This window comes from Streptosporangium canum, assembly GCF_900113865.1.
In the GTDB taxonomy this organism is placed as follows: Bacteria; Actinomycetota; Actinomycetes; order Streptosporangiales; family Streptosporangiaceae; genus Streptosporangium; species Streptosporangium canum.
In genome coordinates this window covers 54,038-71,096 of the sequence record NZ_FOQY01000030.1, presented here as the reverse complement: position 1 = coordinate 71,096, position 17,059 = coordinate 54,038, and the positions used below count along the sequence as shown (strand labels likewise).

Annotated in this window: 17 protein-coding genes and 1 pseudogene; 7 read left to right on the top strand and 11 right to left on the bottom strand. The window is 73.2% G+C overall.

Annotated features, from left to right (window positions below; all coding sequences use genetic code 11):
- Nucleotides 1-32 precede the first annotated feature (32 nt).
- Nucleotides 33-1,106, top strand: coding sequence for a cobalt-precorrin-5B (C(1))-methyltransferase (locus BM085_RS32495; protein ID WP_093890641.1), 1,074 nt, complete (start codon nucleotides 33-35; stop codon nucleotides 1,104-1,106).
- 72 nt (nucleotides 1,107-1,178) lie between these two features.
- Here BM085_RS32495 and cobM read toward each other — a convergent pair whose 3' ends face one another.
- From cobM to BM085_RS32455, 8 genes are all read right to left on the bottom strand, one after another.
- The gene (gene cobM, locus BM085_RS32490) at nucleotides 1,179-1,922 is read right to left on the bottom strand and encodes a precorrin-4 C(11)-methyltransferase (protein ID WP_086577180.1); all 744 of its coding nucleotides are present in this window, start codon (nucleotides 1,920-1,922) and stop codon (nucleotides 1,179-1,181) included.
- A complete protein-coding gene (gene cbiE / locus BM085_RS32485) occupies nucleotides 1,919-3,142 on the bottom strand; it encodes a precorrin-6y C5,15-methyltransferase (decarboxylating) subunit CbiE (protein ID WP_093890640.1) in 1,224 nt (407 codons plus the stop codon). The genes cobM and cbiE overlap by 4 nt, the downstream gene beginning before the upstream one ends.
- Nucleotides 3,135-3,563, bottom strand: a complete 429-nt coding sequence (locus BM085_RS32480; protein WP_093890639.1) for a TIGR03618 family F420-dependent PPOX class oxidoreductase — start codon at nucleotides 3,561-3,563, stop codon at nucleotides 3,135-3,137. Before BM085_RS32480 ends, cbiE begins: the two co-directional genes overlap by 8 nt.
- 54 nt (nucleotides 3,564-3,617) lie before the next feature.
- On the bottom strand, nucleotides 3,618-4,166 hold the full coding sequence (def, locus tag BM085_RS32475) for a peptide deformylase (protein WP_037935052.1): 549 nt from the start codon (nucleotides 4,164-4,166) through the stop codon (nucleotides 3,618-3,620).
- A gap of 75 nt (nucleotides 4,167-4,241) precedes the next feature.
- Nucleotides 4,242-4,652, bottom strand: a complete 411-nt coding sequence (locus BM085_RS32470; protein WP_245789830.1) for a TIGR03618 family F420-dependent PPOX class oxidoreductase — start codon at nucleotides 4,650-4,652, stop codon at nucleotides 4,242-4,244.
- A gap of 73 nt (nucleotides 4,653-4,725) precedes the next feature.
- Nucleotides 4,726-6,204, bottom strand: a complete 1,479-nt coding sequence (locus tag BM085_RS32465) for a flavin monoamine oxidase family protein (RefSeq protein ID WP_093890638.1) — start codon at nucleotides 6,202-6,204, stop codon at nucleotides 4,726-4,728.
- A gap of 22 nt (nucleotides 6,205-6,226) precedes the next feature.
- Nucleotides 6,227-6,676 carry a hypothetical protein gene (locus BM085_RS32460; protein WP_143121164.1) on the bottom strand — a complete coding sequence of 150 codons (450 nt, stop codon included), beginning with the start codon at nucleotides 6,674-6,676 and terminating at the stop codon, nucleotides 6,227-6,229.
- A gap of 11 nt (nucleotides 6,677-6,687) precedes the next feature.
- Nucleotides 6,688-7,449, bottom strand: coding sequence for a hypothetical protein (locus tag BM085_RS32455; protein ID WP_093890636.1), 762 nt, complete (start codon nucleotides 7,447-7,449; stop codon nucleotides 6,688-6,690).
- Between the two features lie 169 nt (nucleotides 7,450-7,618).
- Here BM085_RS32455 and BM085_RS32450 point away from each other — a divergent pair, with 169 nt between their 5' ends.
- The 3 genes from BM085_RS32450 (at nucleotide 7,619) to BM085_RS32440 (ending at nucleotide 10,946) form a co-directional block, all read left to right on the top strand.
- The gene (locus tag BM085_RS32450) at nucleotides 7,619-8,203 is read left to right on the top strand and encodes a TetR/AcrR family transcriptional regulator (RefSeq protein ID WP_177245386.1); all 585 of its coding nucleotides are present in this window, start codon (nucleotides 7,619-7,621) and stop codon (nucleotides 8,201-8,203) included.
- Between the two features lie 79 nt (nucleotides 8,204-8,282).
- Nucleotides 8,283-9,194: an MFS transporter gene (locus tag BM085_RS32445; RefSeq protein ID WP_245789829.1), complete on the top strand. Its 912-nt coding sequence runs from the start codon at nucleotides 8,283-8,285 to the stop codon at nucleotides 9,192-9,194.
- A 216-nt stretch (nucleotides 9,195-9,410) separates the two neighbouring features.
- Entirely contained in the window at nucleotides 9,411-10,946 is a 1,536-nt protein-coding gene (locus BM085_RS32440; RefSeq protein ID WP_093890634.1) for an RtcB family protein, read from the top strand.
- A 115-nt stretch (nucleotides 10,947-11,061) separates the two neighbouring features.
- Here BM085_RS32440 and BM085_RS32435 read toward each other — a convergent pair whose 3' ends face one another.
- Entirely contained in the window at nucleotides 11,062-11,838 is a 777-nt protein-coding gene (locus tag BM085_RS32435) for an alpha/beta fold hydrolase (RefSeq protein WP_093890633.1), read from the bottom strand.
- Nucleotides 11,839-11,895: 57 nt separating this feature from the next.
- On the opposite strand from BM085_RS32435, the gene BM085_RS32430 reads away from it, so the two are divergent.
- Nucleotides 11,896-12,369 carry a MarR family winged helix-turn-helix transcriptional regulator gene (locus BM085_RS32430; protein WP_093890632.1) on the top strand — a complete coding sequence of 158 codons (474 nt, stop codon included), beginning with the start codon at nucleotides 11,896-11,898 and terminating at the stop codon, nucleotides 12,367-12,369.
- A gap of 105 nt (nucleotides 12,370-12,474) precedes the next feature.
- Here the strand turns inward: BM085_RS32430 and BM085_RS32425 are convergent, their stop codons facing one another.
- Together BM085_RS32425 and BM085_RS32420 are read right to left on the bottom strand one after the other, a co-directional pair.
- The gene (locus tag BM085_RS32425; protein ID WP_093890631.1) at nucleotides 12,475-13,986 is read right to left on the bottom strand and encodes a carboxylesterase/lipase family protein; all 1,512 of its coding nucleotides are present in this window, start codon (nucleotides 13,984-13,986) and stop codon (nucleotides 12,475-12,477) included.
- Between the two features lie 207 nt (nucleotides 13,987-14,193).
- Nucleotides 14,194-15,378: an MFS transporter gene (locus BM085_RS32420; RefSeq protein ID WP_093890630.1), complete on the bottom strand. Its 1,185-nt coding sequence runs from the start codon at nucleotides 15,376-15,378 to the stop codon at nucleotides 14,194-14,196.
- Nucleotides 15,379-15,668: 290 nt separating this feature from the next.
- Here BM085_RS32420 and BM085_RS46355 point away from each other — a divergent pair.
- A pseudogene (locus BM085_RS46355) lies at nucleotides 15,669-16,430 on the top strand (2OG-Fe(II) oxygenase).
- A gap of 54 nt (nucleotides 16,431-16,484) precedes the next feature.
- Entirely contained in the window at nucleotides 16,485-17,051 is a 567-nt protein-coding gene (locus BM085_RS32410; RefSeq protein ID WP_093890629.1) for a type 1 periplasmic-binding domain-containing protein, read from the top strand.
- Nucleotides 17,052-17,059 lie beyond the last annotated feature (8 nt).

Below are 17,059 nucleotides of genomic sequence, written 5' to 3'. Positions count from 1 at the left end.
GTCGCCCTGCCGTACCGACCGATGCTTGAACCATGAGCACGCCCCTACGCCACGGATGGACCACCGGCGCGTGCGCGACCGCGGCCACCACCGCCGCCTACACCGCGCTGCTGACCGGCGACTTCCCCGACCCGGTGGAGATCGCGCTGCCCAAGGGGCGGCGCCCGGCGTTCGCGCTGGCCAGGGAGGAGCTGACCGGCGGCGCGGCCATGGCCGCGGTGGTCAAGGACGCCGGTGACGACCCCGACGTGACGCACGGGGCACTGATCTCCGCGACGGTACGGCACGGCGCCCCCGGCGGCGGCGTGGCGTTCGCGGCGGGGCCCGGGGTCGGCACCGTCACCAAGCCGGGGCTCCCGCTGGACGTGGGCGAACCGGCGATCAACCCGGTCCCCCGGCGGATGATGCGCGAGCACATCGCCGAGGTGGCCGCCCGGCACGGCGGAACCGGTGACGTGATCGTGGAGATCTCGGTGGAGCACGGCGAGGAGCTGGCGAGGAAGACCTGGAACCCCCGGCTGGGGATCCTGGGCGGGCTGTCCATCCTCGGCACGACCGGCGTCGTGGTGCCGTACTCGTGTTCGGCCTGGATCGACAGCATCCGGCGCGGCATCGACGTGGCCAGGGCGGCCGGCCGCCGGCACGTCGCCGGATGCACCGGGAGCACCTCGGAGAGGGTGGCGGCCGAGCTGTACGGGCTGCCGGAGGACGCGCTGCTCGACATGGGCGACTTCGCGGGAGCCGTGCTGAAGTATCTGCGCAGGCATCCCGTGCCGCGGCTGACCGTGGCCGGCGGCATCGGCAAGCTCTCCAAGCTCGCCGACGGCCATCTGGACCTTCACTCGGGCCGCTCGCAGGTCAATCCGGGGATGCTCGCAGAGATCGTCCGCTCGGCGGGCGGGGGCGAGGCACTGGCCGGACGGGTGCTGGCGGCCAACACGGCCCTGCACGCGCTCCGGCTCTGCCAGGAGGCGGGGCTGCCGCTGGGCGACCTGGTCGCCGAGCGCGCCCGCCTGACGGCCGTCGGCGTGCTGCGCGAGGCGTCCGTGGCGGTGGACGTGGTGGTCATCGACCGCGCGGGAGCGATCGTCGGCCGCGCCGGCTGAACCGGCCACGCGGACCGGCCGGGCCGGGGCCGGTGTCCGGGCGCGGTGGGGCGGTAGGTCCCGGCGCCGGGGTCAGTCACGGCAGCGGGCGGCCGAGTACAGGTGGCTGTCGGGGAACTCCGAAGCGGTCAGCACGCGGCCGACCACGATCACCGCGGTGCGGACGACTCCGGCGGCATGGACCTTGCCGGCGATGTCGGCCAGGGTGCCGCGCAGGATCACCTCGTCGTCCCGGCTGGCCCGCGCCACCACGGCCACCGGGCAGTCGGCGCCGTAGTTGGGGACCAGCTCCGCGGCGACCGCCTCGACGCGCTGCACGGCCAGGTGGAGGACCATCGTGGCCCGGCTGCGGCCGAGCGTGTCCAGGTCCTCTCCGTCGGGCATGGGGGTGGCGCGGACCGAGGTCCGGGTCAGCACGATCGTCTGGCCCACCCCGGGGACGGTGAGCTCCCGCTTCAGCGACGCCGCGGCGGCGGCGAACGCGGGCACGCCGGGGATCACCTCGTAGGGCACCCCGGCCGCGTCCAGCCGCCGCATCTGCTCGGCCATCGCGCTGAACACCGACGGATCGCCGGAGTGCAGCCGGGCCACGTCGTGGCCGGCCCGGTGAGCGGCGAGCATCTCCGCCACGATCTCCTCCAGAGCCATCCTGGCGGTGTCCACCAGCCGTGCCCCGCGCGGGCAGCACTCCAGCAGCTCGGCCGGGACCAGGGACCCGGCGTACAGGCACACCGGCGAGGACGCGACCGCCCGCTGCCCCCGGAGAGTGATCAGGTCGGCGGCGCCGGGTCCCGCCCCGATGAAACGCACCGTCATCGCTCACCCTCCACCGGCTTGATCGCCGTCCAGGTCGTCACGGGCATCATCGGCCGCCAGCCGGTGAAGCCGCCGACCGGTGCCGCCCTGCTGACCGCCAGCCGGACCAGGTCGCCGCCGAGCTCGCCGTGCCAGGAGGCCAGGACGGCCTCGGACTCCACGGTGACCGCGTTGGCGACCAGCCTGCCGCCGGGCCGCAGCGCCTCCCAGCACCCCTCCACCACTCCGGGGACGGTCACCCCGCCACCGATGAAGACGGCGTCGGGCGGCTCCAGCCCGGCGAGCGCCGCGGGAGCCGGCCCGGTCACCACGTTCAGGCCGGGCACGCCGAGCCCCGCGGCGTTGCGGGAGATCCGCGCGGCCCGCTCGGGATGGCTGTCCACCGCCACCGCCCGGTTGGCCGGATGAGCGCGCATCCACTCGATCGCGACGCTGCCCGCACCCGCGCCGACGTCCCACAGCAGCTCGCCGGGGACGGGGGCGAGCCGGGAGAGGGTCACCGCGCGCACCTCGCTCTTGGTGAGCTGGCCGTCGTGCTCGAAGGCCTCGTCCGGCAGGCCCGGGACGCAGGGCAGGGGCACGGTCCCGGCGTCGGCGCGGCACTCCACCGCGACCACGTTGAGGTCGTGGGCCACCGGCAGGGACCAGCCGCCCGCCGTACCGTGGATCACGCGCTCCCCGGCGCCGCCGAGCCGCTCCAGGACCGTCATCGGGCTCCCGCCGTACCCACGCGCGGCGAGCAGCGCGGCGACCCGCGCCGGAGTGCGGCCGTCGGCGCTGAGGACCAGCACCCGGCGGCCCTGGTGGACCACGGCGTGCAGCGACTCGACCGGCCTCGTCACGACGCTGACCACCTCGACCCGGTCGACGGCCCAGCCGAGCCTGGCGCAGGCCAGCGAGACCGACGACGGATGAGGCAGCACCCGGACCCGGCCCGTGCCGAGCAGCCGGACCAGTGTCGTGCCGATGCCGTGGAACATGGGGTCGCCGCTGGCCAGCACGCACACCCGGCGGCCCCGGTGGGAGGCGATCAGCGCGGGCAGGGCCGGGAGCATCGGCGAGGGCCAGGCGACGCGCTCGGCGGTCGCCTCGGGGACCAGCGCCAGCTGCCGGGCGCTGCCCATCAGGACCTCCGCGGCGTGCAGCTCGCGCCGTGCCGCCGCCGACAGGCCCGCCCAGCCGTCGGCGCCGATGCCGACGACCATGACGAGGTCAGACATTGCCCAGCACCCGGCCGACCCGGATCTCGATCACGACGCGGGCCGGATTCTCCCGGGGCCGCCGGTAGCGCTCGGCGTAGCGGCGCTCGGCGTCGGCGACCGACCCCGGGTCCTCCCGGATCACCGCGCGCCCCTCCAGGGTCGACCAGCGGCGCCCGTCCACCTGGCAGACGGCGACCGCCGCGCCCTCTTCTCCGGCCTCGCGCACGTGGCGGACCTTGTGCGAGCCGCCCGAGGTGATCACCCGCGCGATCCCGGAGTCGGCGTCCAGCGTCACCCCCACGGGGACGACGTGCGGCGTGCCGTCAGCCCGCACGGTGGTCAGCGTGGACAGGTGACGCTCCCGCCAGAAGGCGCGGAACCCGTCTCCGAGATCCTTCAACACCCAGCCCTTTCCCGATGTCGTGGTATCGGGCGACATGGTAGCCGGGAGGCGGGCCCGGCGGAGGATCCCCTCCCCCGGGCCCGCCGGTGCTCAGCCGGCCACGGCCGCCTGGTCGCGCTCCTGCTCGTAGGCCGCCAGGACCTGCTCGCGCCGCTCGGCCGGGAGCCGGTCGATGTAGAGGCGCCCCTCCAGGTGGTCGGTCTCGTGCTGCAGGCAGCGGGCCAGCAGGCCGGTGCCCTCCACCGTGACGGGCGCTCCGGTCACGTCGAACCCGTGCACCACGGCGCGGTCCGGCCGGGCCAGCGACGCCCGCTGCCCCGGCACCGACAGGCAGCCCTCGTCGTAGTCGTCCAGGTGCTCCTCGTCAGGTCCGGGCATCACCAGCGTCGGATTGACCACGACACCCTTGCGGTACTCCTCGGTCTCGTCCGGGCAGTCGTAGACGAACACGCGCAGGCCGATCCCGATCTGGTTGGCCGCCAGGCCCACGCCCTCGGCGGCGTACATGCTCGCGAACATGTCCGCGACCAGCGTGGCGAGATCGTCGTCGAAGCGGGTCACGGTCTCACACGGGCGGTGCAGCACCGGTTCGCCGACGAACGTGATCGGCCGTGCCGTGCCCTCGCCGCTTGCTTCCATGTGGAACGCCTCCAGGTTCGTCGCGTGTCAGTCGCAGCAGACTACTCGTGGCCGGGCCGCGCCGGAGAACGCCGTTCAGCTCCCCGGGCTGTAGATCACCTGGTCAGGCCTCACCCGGACCGTGATGCGCTGCTCGCCCGGCTGCCGGTAGGGGTAGCTGTCCACCCCGAGGTACTTCTTCGCCAGGCCGTCGATGACGGCGTCCGCGCCTTCGAGCTCCAGCTCTCCGGTGCCCGAGACGCTGACGAGGTGGAAGGCGTCCTTGGGGTCCAGGATGCTCACCGACACCCGGGGGTCGTTGCGCAGGTGGCGCTCCTTGGCGCGACCGACGGCCGTGTTGAAGATGACGTCGTCTCCGTCGACGTCCACCCACACGACGGTGCTGTGCAGCGATCCGTCCGGCCGTACGGTCGTCACCCAGGCGTGAATCGGCTGGCTGAGCAGTTCTTTCGCGTCGTCGTTCAGCTTGCCCACAGGGACCTCCACGATCAGCGGTATGCCTACGGACCAATCGAACATCACGCCTCGTTGATCGATTCCACCGCCCCCGGGAAAAGTCTCAGGACGGGCTGTCGTGGATGGCGGCGGCGGCGCGCAGTCCCGACTCCAGCGCGCCTTCGATCCAGGCGTGCCAGAGGGAGCAGTGCTCTCCGGCGAAGTGGACGCGGCCCTCCGGCTGGATGATCGCCTCGTGCAGGGTCGTCTGCTGGTGCGGCTCGAAGAGGGCGAAGGCACCGGCCGCGAAGGGGTCCTCGTACCAGGCGTGGCTCACCCCGAACTCGAAGGCGTCGACGATCTCCGGGTGGACCTTCGCGACGTCCTCCACGGCCTGCTGGATCCGCTTCTCCCTGCTCATGGCACCCCACCGCAGCGCGTCCTGGCCCCAGGTGTAGCTGGCGAGCAGAACGCCCCTGCGCTCGTCGGGGTCGGAGTGGGAGGGGTAGCAGATCCGGCGGACGGGCAGGTCGGTCACGGTGGTCCCGCCGACGATCCCGTCGGTGCGCTCCCAGAACCGCTCGCGCACCTGGAACAGGATCTTGGTCGAGGCGTTGTAGTTGAGCTCCCTGATCGCCCGCTGCTTGCGCCGGGTGAACGCGGGCCGTATCTCGATGTCGCGGAGCACGGAGAAGGGCATGGTGCACACGGCGTAGTCGCCCGTCATCTCGGTACGGCCCGCGGCGGTCCTGACGTGCAGGGTGACCGAGTGGTCGTCCTGCTCGATCGCGTGCACCTCGTGGCCGAAGCGGACGCGCTCCTTGAGCCGCTCGTAGAAGGCGAGGGGCAGCCGGTCGGTCCCTCCGACGATCTCCTGCATGTCCTCGAACGCCCGGCCGATGATCTCCCGGAACTGCTCGATCACCGCGGCGTTGAGGTTCGCCTCCCGGAAGCTCATGATCCCGTAGAGTTCGACGGCCCCCGGGGAGAAGCCGCGCTCGCGCAGGAAGCTGCGGATCGAGTGATGGTCGTAGTCGGCGCAGAGACGGTCGAGGGCGGCGCCTCCCTCGGCCGAGTAGCGCTCCCGGACCTCCGCGGTGGCCGCGTTCCACAGCTCCTCGTAGGTCCTGCCGCGTTCGTGCTCGGCCAGCTCGAAGTCCACCAGGCCCGGATCGGCGTTCAGGTCCTCCATCGTCATGCGCCTGCCCTGGATGAAGGCGAGGGTCCTGGGGTTGCCCATGACGAACGGGCGCAGGCCGAGCCCGAACTCGCGGCAGTAGGCCAGCGTCAGGTCGTGGACGCGGGGGATGCGCATGGCCCCGGCCTCGGCGTACAGGCCCTCCGCGAAGCCGCGCAGGGTGTGGACGCGGCCGCCCACGCGCTGCTGTGCCTCCAGCACGACGGGGTCGTGCCCCTGGCGCATCAGCTCGTAGGCGGCGACCAGGCCCGCCATGCCCGCGCCGATGACCAGGACCCGCTTCGGCGTGTCCCGCCGGGCGGGCAGGCCCTCGTGCGCCGTCCTGACCAGATGCGGGGGGACCCGCTCGTCGCCGGGGCTGAGGGACGCGTGGTCGAGCCGGGAGTGGCGGGGGTCGGTGGGCATGGGGCCTCCTCGGAAAGTGGTCTCATCGGAACCGGCCGGGCTCATCCCTCTTCGGGACGCCGGGGGTGTCGGGAGCGCCGGGGGCGCTGGGGGAATCGGGGACGTCGGGGGCATCAGGGATGCCGGAAGCGGCAGAGACGCTGGGAGCGGCAGGAGAACCAGGGACGCCGGAAGCGTCGGGGGCGCGGTCGCGGGGGACGGCACCGGCCCTGGTGAGGCGGGTTCCCTCTCCGGCAGCGCGGTCACGCTCTCCGGCGGCGCGGTCACGGGTGGCCGCCGCGGCGCGGGTCAGGTCCGCGGAGGCCGCGGCGCAGCGGGCGATCTGCCCGTCGATCAGGTCGTCGAACCACTCGGGCACGATCGGATTGCCCCGGACACGGGCGGCGAGGTCGCGCAGCCTGGCCGCGTGATCGGCCAGGCGCGCGGCGTCGGCGGCCAGTTGCTCGGCGAGCACTCCGTATCCCGGGGTCATCCCCATCCCCGTCACCCGCGCGAGGCCCGGCCGGCGCGTCGGCGCCACGCGGCCACGGCGACGGCCGCGACGAGTCCGGCGAGGCCCCCGGCCAGCAGCAGCCTCCTGGAGCGGCGCGGCCCGGCGGAGGCCGGGGAGACGGCGGCGCGGCGCGGCCCGGCGGAGTGGACGACATCCCGTCCGTGACCCGAGGATCCCCGGCCCGGCACGATGGACCAGCCGGTCTGGTCGTTGAAGGGGTTCTCGTCGAGCAGCGCCCGCATCGCGAGCACCTCGCCGAAGACGGGCGCGATGCCGCCGATCGCCCCGGTGGCGCCCTTCTCCCTGCACAGCGCCCGGACGGCCCGGACCGCCTCGACGTCGCGATCCGCGCCGGCCGCGTCGAGCAGCCGCCGCATGACGGGGTCGGCGGCCAGTTCCGGACGCCGGTGCAGGACACCCGCGAGCCGCAGCCGCAGGGAGGTGACGGCGACCAGCGTGGCGAGGCTGCTCCGCCCGGCCAGCGCGCCCAGGCGGGCGGCCGGACCGCCGAACCGCCCGCCTTCGAAGGCGTAACCGAGCCCCCCGCGGTTGGTCAGCGCGCGGAGCAGGCTCCAGTGGATACCGGCGGGAAACCATGGGGAACGCGTGGCGGCGGCGGTCAGCGTGGCCGTCGTGCGCGCGCAGATCCGCCGGATCTCCTCCGCCGTCCACGCGAGCTCGGCCGCCGCGTCGTGGACCTGCCGGAGATGGTCCGTACCGGACCGTTCCGGGTCGTCGGGATCAGCTGTCATCGTGCCTCCTCGCCTCCGCCGGCCGGTGCGGGTCCCGGCTGCACGACCCGATAGGGGTAACACAGAAGGTCACATTAATACAACGGACAGTAATGGGGCCGCCACATCCGAGATGATCTCCGGCGGATCGGAAGTAGACAGTGTCTACCGGGTTTGGTAGACACTGTCTATGAGTGAGCAGGACATGGGAGTAAGGGCCCGTCTGATAGAGGTCGGAGTCGACCTGGTGACCAGGGAGGGGACGCAGTCCCTGACCCTGCGTGAGATCGCCCGCCGGGCCGGGGTCTCGCACGGGGCCCCGCGCCATTACTTCCCGACCCACATGGCCCTGCTGTCGGCCATCGCGCGTCAGGGCTTCGCCGACCTGACCGCCAGGGTCACCGAGACGGCGGGGGAAGGCCTGGCGGACCCCCGGGCCCGGCTCCTGGCGCTGGGAGGCGTCTACCTCGACTTCGCACTGACCAACCCCGGCATGTTCGAGCTGATGTTCCGCCACGACCTGCTGGAGAGCGACCACCTCGGCCTGCGGGAGGTGAGCCTGCCGCTCTTCGGCATCCTCACCGACCTCGTCACCCGGGCGCGGACCCGGCCCGGCCCCGCGCCACAGGTCGTCGCCGGCGCGCTCTGGGCCAACCTGCACGGCATCGCCCAGCTGTGGGGGTGGGGCAGCCTCCGGCTCGCCACGGGAGCCGACGACGCCGGACCGCTGCTGCGCGCCGCGCTGGACGCGCACCTCGGGCCGGAGAACGGGTGAGCCCCGAAGGACACCGGCGCCTGACGCTCGCGAGCAGCGTCATCGGGGCGATGATCGTCGCCCTGGACGAAACCTCAACGTGGCGCCCGCGCTCGCGGTCGGCGCGCTGACCCTCGCCGTCCGGCCCCCCGCGCAGGGAAGGTCCTCCGGCGTCCGGCTCGACCTGCCCGGCGCCTGCCTGCTCGCGGTGGCCCTGGCCTGCCTGGTGCGGACACTCGTCGAAATACCGGAAACCGGCTGGACGGCGGCGACCGCGCTCGGGCTTGCCGCCGTCGCGGCCACCGGTGGCGCGTTCGCCTGGCACGAGCGACGCGCCACGAGCCCGCTGGTGCCGTCAAGCGTGCTCCGATCGGCAACGGTCGCCTCGGCGCTCGGCATCCTGGTGGCCGCGTCGGCGTCCCTGTTCGGCGCCCTGTTCGTCGGCACGTACTTCCTGCAGGACGTCCTCGCGCTGGACCCGCTGCAGAGCGGTCTGAGAGTCCTGCCCCTGGCCGTGACGATGGTGCTGGGCGCGCCGGTCTGCGCTGTGCTGCTGCGCCGGTGGGGGCTACGCGGAACGGCCGTGGCGGGGATGGCTCTGCTCGCTCTCGGCATCCTTCTGCTGTCCCAGCTCGGCCGGGCACCGGCCTCCCCGGCGATCAGCGGTTGCTTTCTCGTGCTGGGCGCCGGTTTCAGCGCGGTGATGGTCACCGGGACAGCCGTCGTCGTGCACCACGCCTCCGTGGACACCGCCGGGGTGGCCGGCGGGCTCCAGCAGACCGCCATGAATGTCGGCCCGGCACTGGGCGTCGCCGCGGCGACGATGCTGATGACCCTCACCGCCCCCGCCGGCCGGCCGTACGGCGACGGGCCGCACTGGACCGCTGACGCCTTCGCCTCCGCGATGGGCCCCGCTCTCATGGCCCTCGCCGCCGTAGCCGTGATCGGCGCGCTGCCGGCGGCCAGACTACCCGGCCGGACGGCCCCGGTTCTCCACGGTCACCAGCGCTGACGCGCAGGCGCCCGGCGTCGGACAGGGGCGAAGGCGCGCTGCGGCCGAAAACCCGTTGGGGGTGCCGGGCTCCGCCGCTAAAGTCGATCTCACCTCGCGGCTGCTGAACCTCGGGGAGTCCACCGCCGGCCCAGGTGCCGGCGCTGTCCCGCATGCCCGTCACCGGATGGCGGCGGAACTCGCATCTCTCTCACCAGCAGCCACCAGGAAGGCTTCATGACAACCTCCAAGCGGCGTCCCGCCGCCTTCCAGCAGGACCCGAGGCTCGTCCGCACCGACGACAGCTGGCTCCATCTGCCCAATCGATGGGGCATCCCCGTGGACGTCTGCGCCGGGACCGACGTGCCGATCGAGTCCAGCGCGATCGACGAGATCCTCACCGTGCTCGCCACCGCCGACACCCTGGAGCGGTTGGGCGCGGTGACCGGGCACACCGAAGCGGCGATCAGCCGGGTCGTGCTGACCCCCGACCTCCACAGGGGGGCCGGGATCCCGATCGGCACGGTGCTGCAGACGCGCGGCGCGCTGCTCCCCCAGGCGGTCGGCAACGACATCAACTGCGGCATGCGGCTGGAGACGACGTCGCTGACCGCCGACCAGGTGCGCCCGCGGCTGGACGCGCTGGAGCGCCGGCTACGGCACCTGTTCTTCGAGGGCGGCCGGCGCATCGCACTGTCCGGTCTCCAGCGAGAGGCGCTGCTCCGCGACGGCCTGCCGGGACTGCTCGGCGCCGGCGCGCCGGAGCGGGCGGACGGGGTGTGGTCGGCGCTGCGGCCCGGCGACGCCCAGCTCGGCCGGATCCACGGATCGCGGTACTCGACGACGAACGCCGACGCCTTCCGGGACTGGATCAACAGCGCGGGCGGCACGAGCTACGACAGCATCATCGGCAGCGTCGGCGGCGGCAACCATTTCGCGGAGCTGCAGTACGTGTCGGCGGTCCATGACCGGCAGGCCGCCCACAGCTGGGGCTTCAGCCTCGGCCAGGTGGTGCTGATGGTGCACAGCGGCTCCCTGTCGCTGGGACATCAGGCCAACGCGTCCGGGCTGGACCAGGCCAGAGCGGCATGGCCCGCAGGCGTCCCCCTGCCGGACAACAAGATCATTCCCATGATGCCGGACGGACGGTCCGCGCCGGCGCGGCGGCGCTACCTCGACGCGTTCGGCAACGCGGCGAACTTCGCGGTGGGCAACCGCTTTTTCCTGTCGCTGATGCTGCGCGCCGGGCTCGCCGCCGAGTGCGGGGAGCTCACCGCCGACCTCGTGTATGACGCCCCGCACAACCTGCTGTGGCAGCACGACGACGGACAGGTCGTACACCGCAAGGGCGCGACGCCGGCGGGCGGATACGCCGAGACGGCGGGCGGGCCGTACGCGATGTGGGGCGAGCCCGTCATCGTACCGGGCTCGATGGGGGCCGCCAGTTACGTGCTGCGCGGTCACGGCAGCCCCCGGACCCTGGCGAGCGCCTGCCACGGCGCCGGTCGCCGCGTGCGCCGGGGCGCCGCCGCCCAGGCGGGCGACGCCGCGTTGGACGCCTTCCTGCGTGACTTCCGGGTGGTCACCCCGCTGGACCACCGTGACCCGGCCGTCACCCGCCGCTCCGACGTGATGGCCGCGTGGCGGCGCGACCTCAAGCAGGAGGCCCCCTGGGTGTACAAGGACATCGGCCCCGTCGTCTCGAGTCTCCGCAGGGCCGGGGTCGCCGAACCCGTCGTCGAGCTGCGACCGCTGCTGACCGTCAAGGGGTGACCGGCTGAGGGGTGCCGGAGTACGGCGACGTACTCCGGCGCCCCGGCCTCGGCAACGTCGTCGAGCCGCCGGCACCGGTCGCCGGCGGTTGGGGGGAGAGCTGTCGGTGGTGTGGTCACAAGGTGCGCAGGAAGTCTTCGAGGATCTCGTTGAAGATGTCCGGGCGCTCCATGTTGGGGTAGTGGGCGGTCCCGTCAATCGAGATCGCGCGGCCGTTGGCGACGGTGCCGGCGAGGCGTTCGGCCATGCCGATGTGGTCGGGTGAGTCGATGGCGCCGTTGATCGCCAGAACGGGAATTTCGATCTTGGCGACGCGGGCCCAGGCATCGGGCACCGGGACGAGCCGGTCAGGTTCGTCGGAGGTGTGCTTACTCATGGTTCCCCTGGCCATCCGGCGCAGACGGTTCACGACGTCGGGGTCGAGCTCCCCGAGGGTCCGGTGCGGGCCCGCCGCCAAGAGCGTGAACGCCTCGACCGAGAGGTCCAGATCACCGGCGGCCATCGCCGAGTGCCACGCGGCCATGGTTTGGGTGGTCCAGGGATCGGTGAAGTACGGCTCGTTGGTCCCGGCGCCGCTGACGACCACGGCGCCGACCAGTTCGGGGTGTTCCAGCGCGGTGTCGACCGCGATGCCCGCCCCCATGGAGACTCCGACCAGGGTCGCGGGGCCGGTGCCCAGGTGGCGCAGCAGCGCGGCGAGGTCGTCGGTGAACCGGAACGGCTCGGTGGCGTTGGCGGACCGGCCGTGGCCGCGGGCGTCGGGCGTGATGACGCGGTACCGCGAGGCGAGGACCGGAATCTGGTCGTCCCACATGTGGTGGTCCACGAAGCCGCCGTGGAGCAGGACAAGGGGTCGTCCGGTGCCGGTGTCGAGCCAGAACAGATCATTCATGACAACCAAGGTGTCATTATTGCCCCATGATGACAACCCAGGTGTCATGATGGGGAGGTGAGCGAGACAGATCATGACCCGGCGTCCGGAGAGCCGGCCGACCGCCTCACCGAAGTGTTCGACCTGGTGGGGCCGCTGTACCGGCGCGCCCAGCGCAAGGTGGAGCAGGACGCGCCCATCGAGGGGTTGTCGGTCGGGGTGCGGGCCGTGCTCAACATGCTCCGCGAGCACGGATCCATGACCGTCCCTCAGATGGGTCGGGCCCAGGCGTTGAGCCGCCAGTTCGTGCAGCGCATGATCAACGACGCGGCCGCGCGACACCTGGTCGAGTCCGTCCCCAACCCGATGCACAAGAGGTCCTCGCTCATCCGGCTGACCGAGGAGGGGCGGGCCGCCATCACCGCCGTGGTCGACCGCGAGCGCACGGTGCTGCGCCAGGCCGGCGGCGACCTGACCGACACCGAGATCGCCACCTGCATCCGAGTGCTCTCGCACCTCCTCCGATTCCTCGACGACGTCGACGTGGACTAAGGGCGCGCAGGTACAGGGCGTACTGGATCTACGCGATCACCTGGGCGGGCTGGGCTCCGAGCCGAGGACGCGCTCGGAGGCGACGAGCATGGATCAAATACCCCTTTAGAGCCGCAGCCGGGAGGGGACCACCCCGCGCCACAGGGCGTGGACGGCGGTGGCGTCGTCGTCGGCCACCCGGTCCTCCGGCACTCCCCAGGACCGCACCGGGGCGGAGGCCGCGGTGAGCCGGGGCCAGCCGGGGTCGCCGGTCGCGCAGAAGTCCGCCCAGGCGCGCACCATCCGCCGGGACAGCGCGCGGTCCTGTCCGTCGGGGACGCCGCCGATCAGGAAGTCCACGCCGACGGCGTCCAGGTTGCCGAAAGCGAACGGAACGTCCGCGGCGTGCCACGGCCGCGCCGTACCGCCGTCCGGGGAGGTGCGGCGGCGGGCGAAGCGGGACAGGAAGGCCCGCCCGCCCGCGCGGGCGTGGGCCCGCGCCAGCCCGGCGGTGTGCTCGGCGAAGACCGCGTCTCCGGCCATGGCGAGGTAGACCTCCAGCACCGGCGCGTCCGGCAGCAGCGCGCGGTAGCCCGCCACCAGGGCGTCGGGCAGGCCGAAGTCCGCCGCGAAGCGGGCCAGCCCCTCCTCGTCGGTGACCGGGGGCATGCTCCCCGTCCGGTGCATCAGCCAGGACTCCTGCGTGGTGTGGCAGAGCAGCAGGTCCACCTCCCGTACGGTGCCCGCGGAGAGCGCGGACAGCGGATCCGTGGCGAGCACGTCCCCGTCGAGAACCGGCCCGTAGATCACCGTGTCGTAGTGCAGCGGGCCGGAGGCCGGGTCGGCGCGGTAGTCCTGGACCACCCGGTCGGAGGCGGCGACCAGAGCATGCGGGGCGGCGGAGAGCAGCCCGCCCGCGGTGGCGGGGACCCCGGCGGCCGCCGCCACCATCCGGGTCAGGCCCGCGGCGAGGCCGGGCGGATAGTAGGCGTCGGGCACGCTGTGGGCGATGGCGCGCCGGAACAGCCCACGTGACCGGTCCATGGTCAGCAGGCAGGCGACCGAGCCCGCCCCGGCGGACTGCCCGGCCACGGTGACGTTCCCGGGATCGCCGCCGAAGCCCGCGATGTTGTCGCGGACCCAGCGCAGCGCGGCGACCTGGTCGAACAGGCCCCGGTTGGCGGGGAGACCGGGCACGTGGCCGAACCCCTCGAACCCCAGCCGGTAGTTGCAGGTCACCACCACCAGCCCGGCGCGGGCCAGTTCGGCGCCGTCGTATTCGGGCTGCGCCGAGGAGCCGAAGGTGTAGGCGCCACCGTGAATCCAGAAGAGGACGGGGAGCGGACCCGCGGCCCGTTCGGGGGCCCACACGTTCACGCTCAGCGTGTCGTCCTGGTCTGGGGACCACGCCGGAGCCCCGGGCAGATGCGCCGACTGCGGCGCGACGGGACCGAACCGGTCGCAGTCCCGCACACCGCCCCAGGCCGACGCGGGTCGCGGTTCCCGGAACCGGCCGGCGCCGAAGGGAGGGGCCGCGTAGGGGATTCCGAGCGTGGCGCGGACACCGCCGGCGACCCTCCTGCCCCGGACCCGCCCGCCCGTCGTCGCCACGATCTCGCCCGCCGTCGCCTTGTTCATGCGCCCCCTGTCCCACGACCGCCGACCGGCGTCTTGGCCACCGGCCGTCGTCTCGACCGGCGGCCGGCACCTTGACCGCCCGCCACCGGCTCGGCCGCCTGCCGTTCCGGCGGACGGAACATGCTTCCAGAGTGGGCCGGCGCCGGACAAACGGATTGCGCGCCGAACCGGGGAGGTCGCCGCGATGGCCTCCCGGCCGGGGGGCGGTCAGACCGGCTGCATCTCGGACCGGGGGGCGGCGGCCGTCACCGTACGGCGTTCGAGCAGCCCGGAGAGGGCCGCCAGGGCGAGGGCGGCGGCGGCGAGCAGCGCGCCGACCCAGTTGGGCGCGGTGTAACCGAGACCGGCGGTGATGACCAGGCCGCCGAGCCAGGCGGCCAGGGCGTTGCCGAGGTTGAACGCGCCGATGTTGACGGCGGAGGCCAGCGTCGGAGCCGCCGCCGCGTTGTCGAGGACCCGCTTCTGCAGGGGCGGGACGGTCGCGAAACCGAACGCGCCGAGCAGGAACACCGTGATCGCGGCGGGGATCTGGGCGCGGGAGGTGAAGGTGAAGACGGCGAGCACGAGCGCGAGGCCGGCCAGCAGGGCGTAGAGGCTGGGCATCAGGGCGCGGTCGGCGAGGCGCCCGCCGAGCAGGTTGCCGATCACGAGCCCGATGCCGAAGAGCACCAGCAGCCAGCTGACCGCCCCCTCGGAGAACCCGGCGACCTCGGTCATCATCGGCGCGATGTAGGTGAAGGAGGCGAAGACGCCGCCGAACCCGAGAACGGTCATCGCGATGGCCAGCCACACCTGCGGGTTGCGGAACACGGCCAGCTCGGCGCCGATGTCGGTGCCCGTGGGGCGCGGCTGGGCGGGCACGAGCGCGGCGATGCCGAGAAGGCCGACGACACCGAGACCGGCCACGACCCAGAACGTGACACGCCAGCCGAAGGCCTGGCCGATGAAAGTGCCCATCGGCACGCCGAGCACGTTGGCGAGGGTGAGGCCGGTGAACATCAGGGCGATGGCGCTGGCCCGCCTGCCCGGGGCGACCAGGTCGCCGGCCAAGATCGCGCCGACGCCGAAGAAGGCGCCGTGAGTGAAGGAGGCCACGATACGGCCGGTCATCATCAGTCCGTAGGTGGGCGCCAGCGCGGACAGCACGTTACCCAGGATGAAGATCACCATGAGGGCGAGGAGCAGATGCTTGCGCCGCATGCGTGTGCCGAGGACGGTCATCGGCGCGGCGCCCGCCGCGACGCCGAGCGCGTAGCCGGAGATGAGGTAGCCGGCCGTGGGAATGGAGACGCCGAAGTCGCGGGCGACCTCGGGGAGCAGGCCCGCGATGACGAACTCCGTGGTACCGATGCCGAAGGCACCGATGGCCAGCGCGAGCAAGGCGAGAGGCATGAACCCTCCAGTTACGTGCGACGAGTACAAGCGCCGACAATAGTTGTCGGCGCGCGATAATTGCAAACGCGGATAACTGGCTTGCGATACAAGGCGCCCGGCTCAAACCCTGGCGACTCCTCCGGCCGCCCGCCGCGTCCGGGTCCCGCCGCCGGCCTCGGCCGCGTACCGGGCCGGGCCCAAGAAGTGACCGTGTTCTCGGCCTTTCTGGGATCGGGACCTCACATCCGGCCGCCCCGGGACGTTTACCAGGTGAGACGACAACCTCTCCGAAGGGCTCGAGGCCACTCATGAACACCCCATCCCGGCAGACCGGCGGCACGGTGGCCGCGGCGGCCAACGAGGCCGACCTCGCCGCCCGGGTCGGCCAGGTCGACTGGTCCGGCGTGACGGACGAGGTCAACGCCCACGGCTGCGCCCTGACCCCGCGGCTCCTCGGCCCCGCCGAGTGCGCGGAGCTCTCCGCGCTGTACGAGGAGACCTGGCGCTTCCGCTCGACCGTCGACATGGCCCGTTACCGGTTCGGATCCGGGCAGTACCGCTACTTCGACAGCCCGTTCCCCGAACCCGTGCGGCAACTGAGGCAGGCGTTCTATCCGCGTCTGCTGCCCATCGCCCGCGACTGGGCCGCCAAGCTCGGCAGGAGCGCGCCGTGGCCCGACACCCTGGACGAGTGGCTGGAGATGTGCCACGCGGCCGGTCAGACCAAGCCGACGCCGATCCTGCTGCGCTACCGGTAGGGCGACTGGAACGCGCTCCACCGCGACCTGTACGGAGACCTCGTCTTCCCCCTGCAGGTCGTCATCGGCCTGGACGAGCCCGGCGTCGACCACACCGGCGGGGAGTTCCTGATGGTCGAGCAGCGGCCCCGCGCCCAGTCCCGGGGCACCTCGACCCTGCTCCGGCAGGGCCACGGGCTGGTCTTCACCACCCGTGACCGTCCCGTGGAGTCGGCGCGCGGCTGGTCAGCCGCCCCGGTCCGCCACGGCGTCAGCACCGTCCGCTCGGGCATCCGTCACACCCTGGGCCTGGTCTTCCACGACGCGGCCTGAAGAGGGACGGCCGTGCGGATACGCCGCCTGGAAGATCGACAGGGAGCACACGACATGACCGTCACCGGAAGAGCCGACCGATCGGGTTCACCGCTGATCCGCCGGGGCGCCGTCGCGGGAGCCGTCGCTCCGGGACGAGCCGCCGGGCACACCCCCGCCGAGACGGCGGCGCTGCTGGACCTGCTGACCGCGGCCCGGCCGCGGGTCGAGACGGTCACCGTCGGCCACGGCCGCGACGACGCCTCCCGGGCGGCGGCGCAGGCGTTCGTCCGGAGCTGGGAGGGCGCGGGCGGGACCGTGCCGGCGATCGTCGACTGGCCCGAGGAGGCCGCGTCCTGGCTGCGCCCGGCGCGGCGGTTCGCCGCCGGCGACCCCGACGCGTGGGTGGTGGCCGGCACCGCGCTCGGGTGGGCGCAGATGAGCCGCCGGCTGCGGCACAGCACCGGCTGGGAGCCGCGGCGCACCTACGGATTCGCCTGCCTGGGCGACGTGCGGGTCGTGGAACTGGCCGGGCCGGCCACGCTGGAGGGCATGCGCGGGGTGGCGGCGGACGGCAGCGCCTGGCGGATCGGCCGAGGTCTGATCACCTACTACCCGCACCCCGGAGAGAGCCCCCGGTGACCACGCCG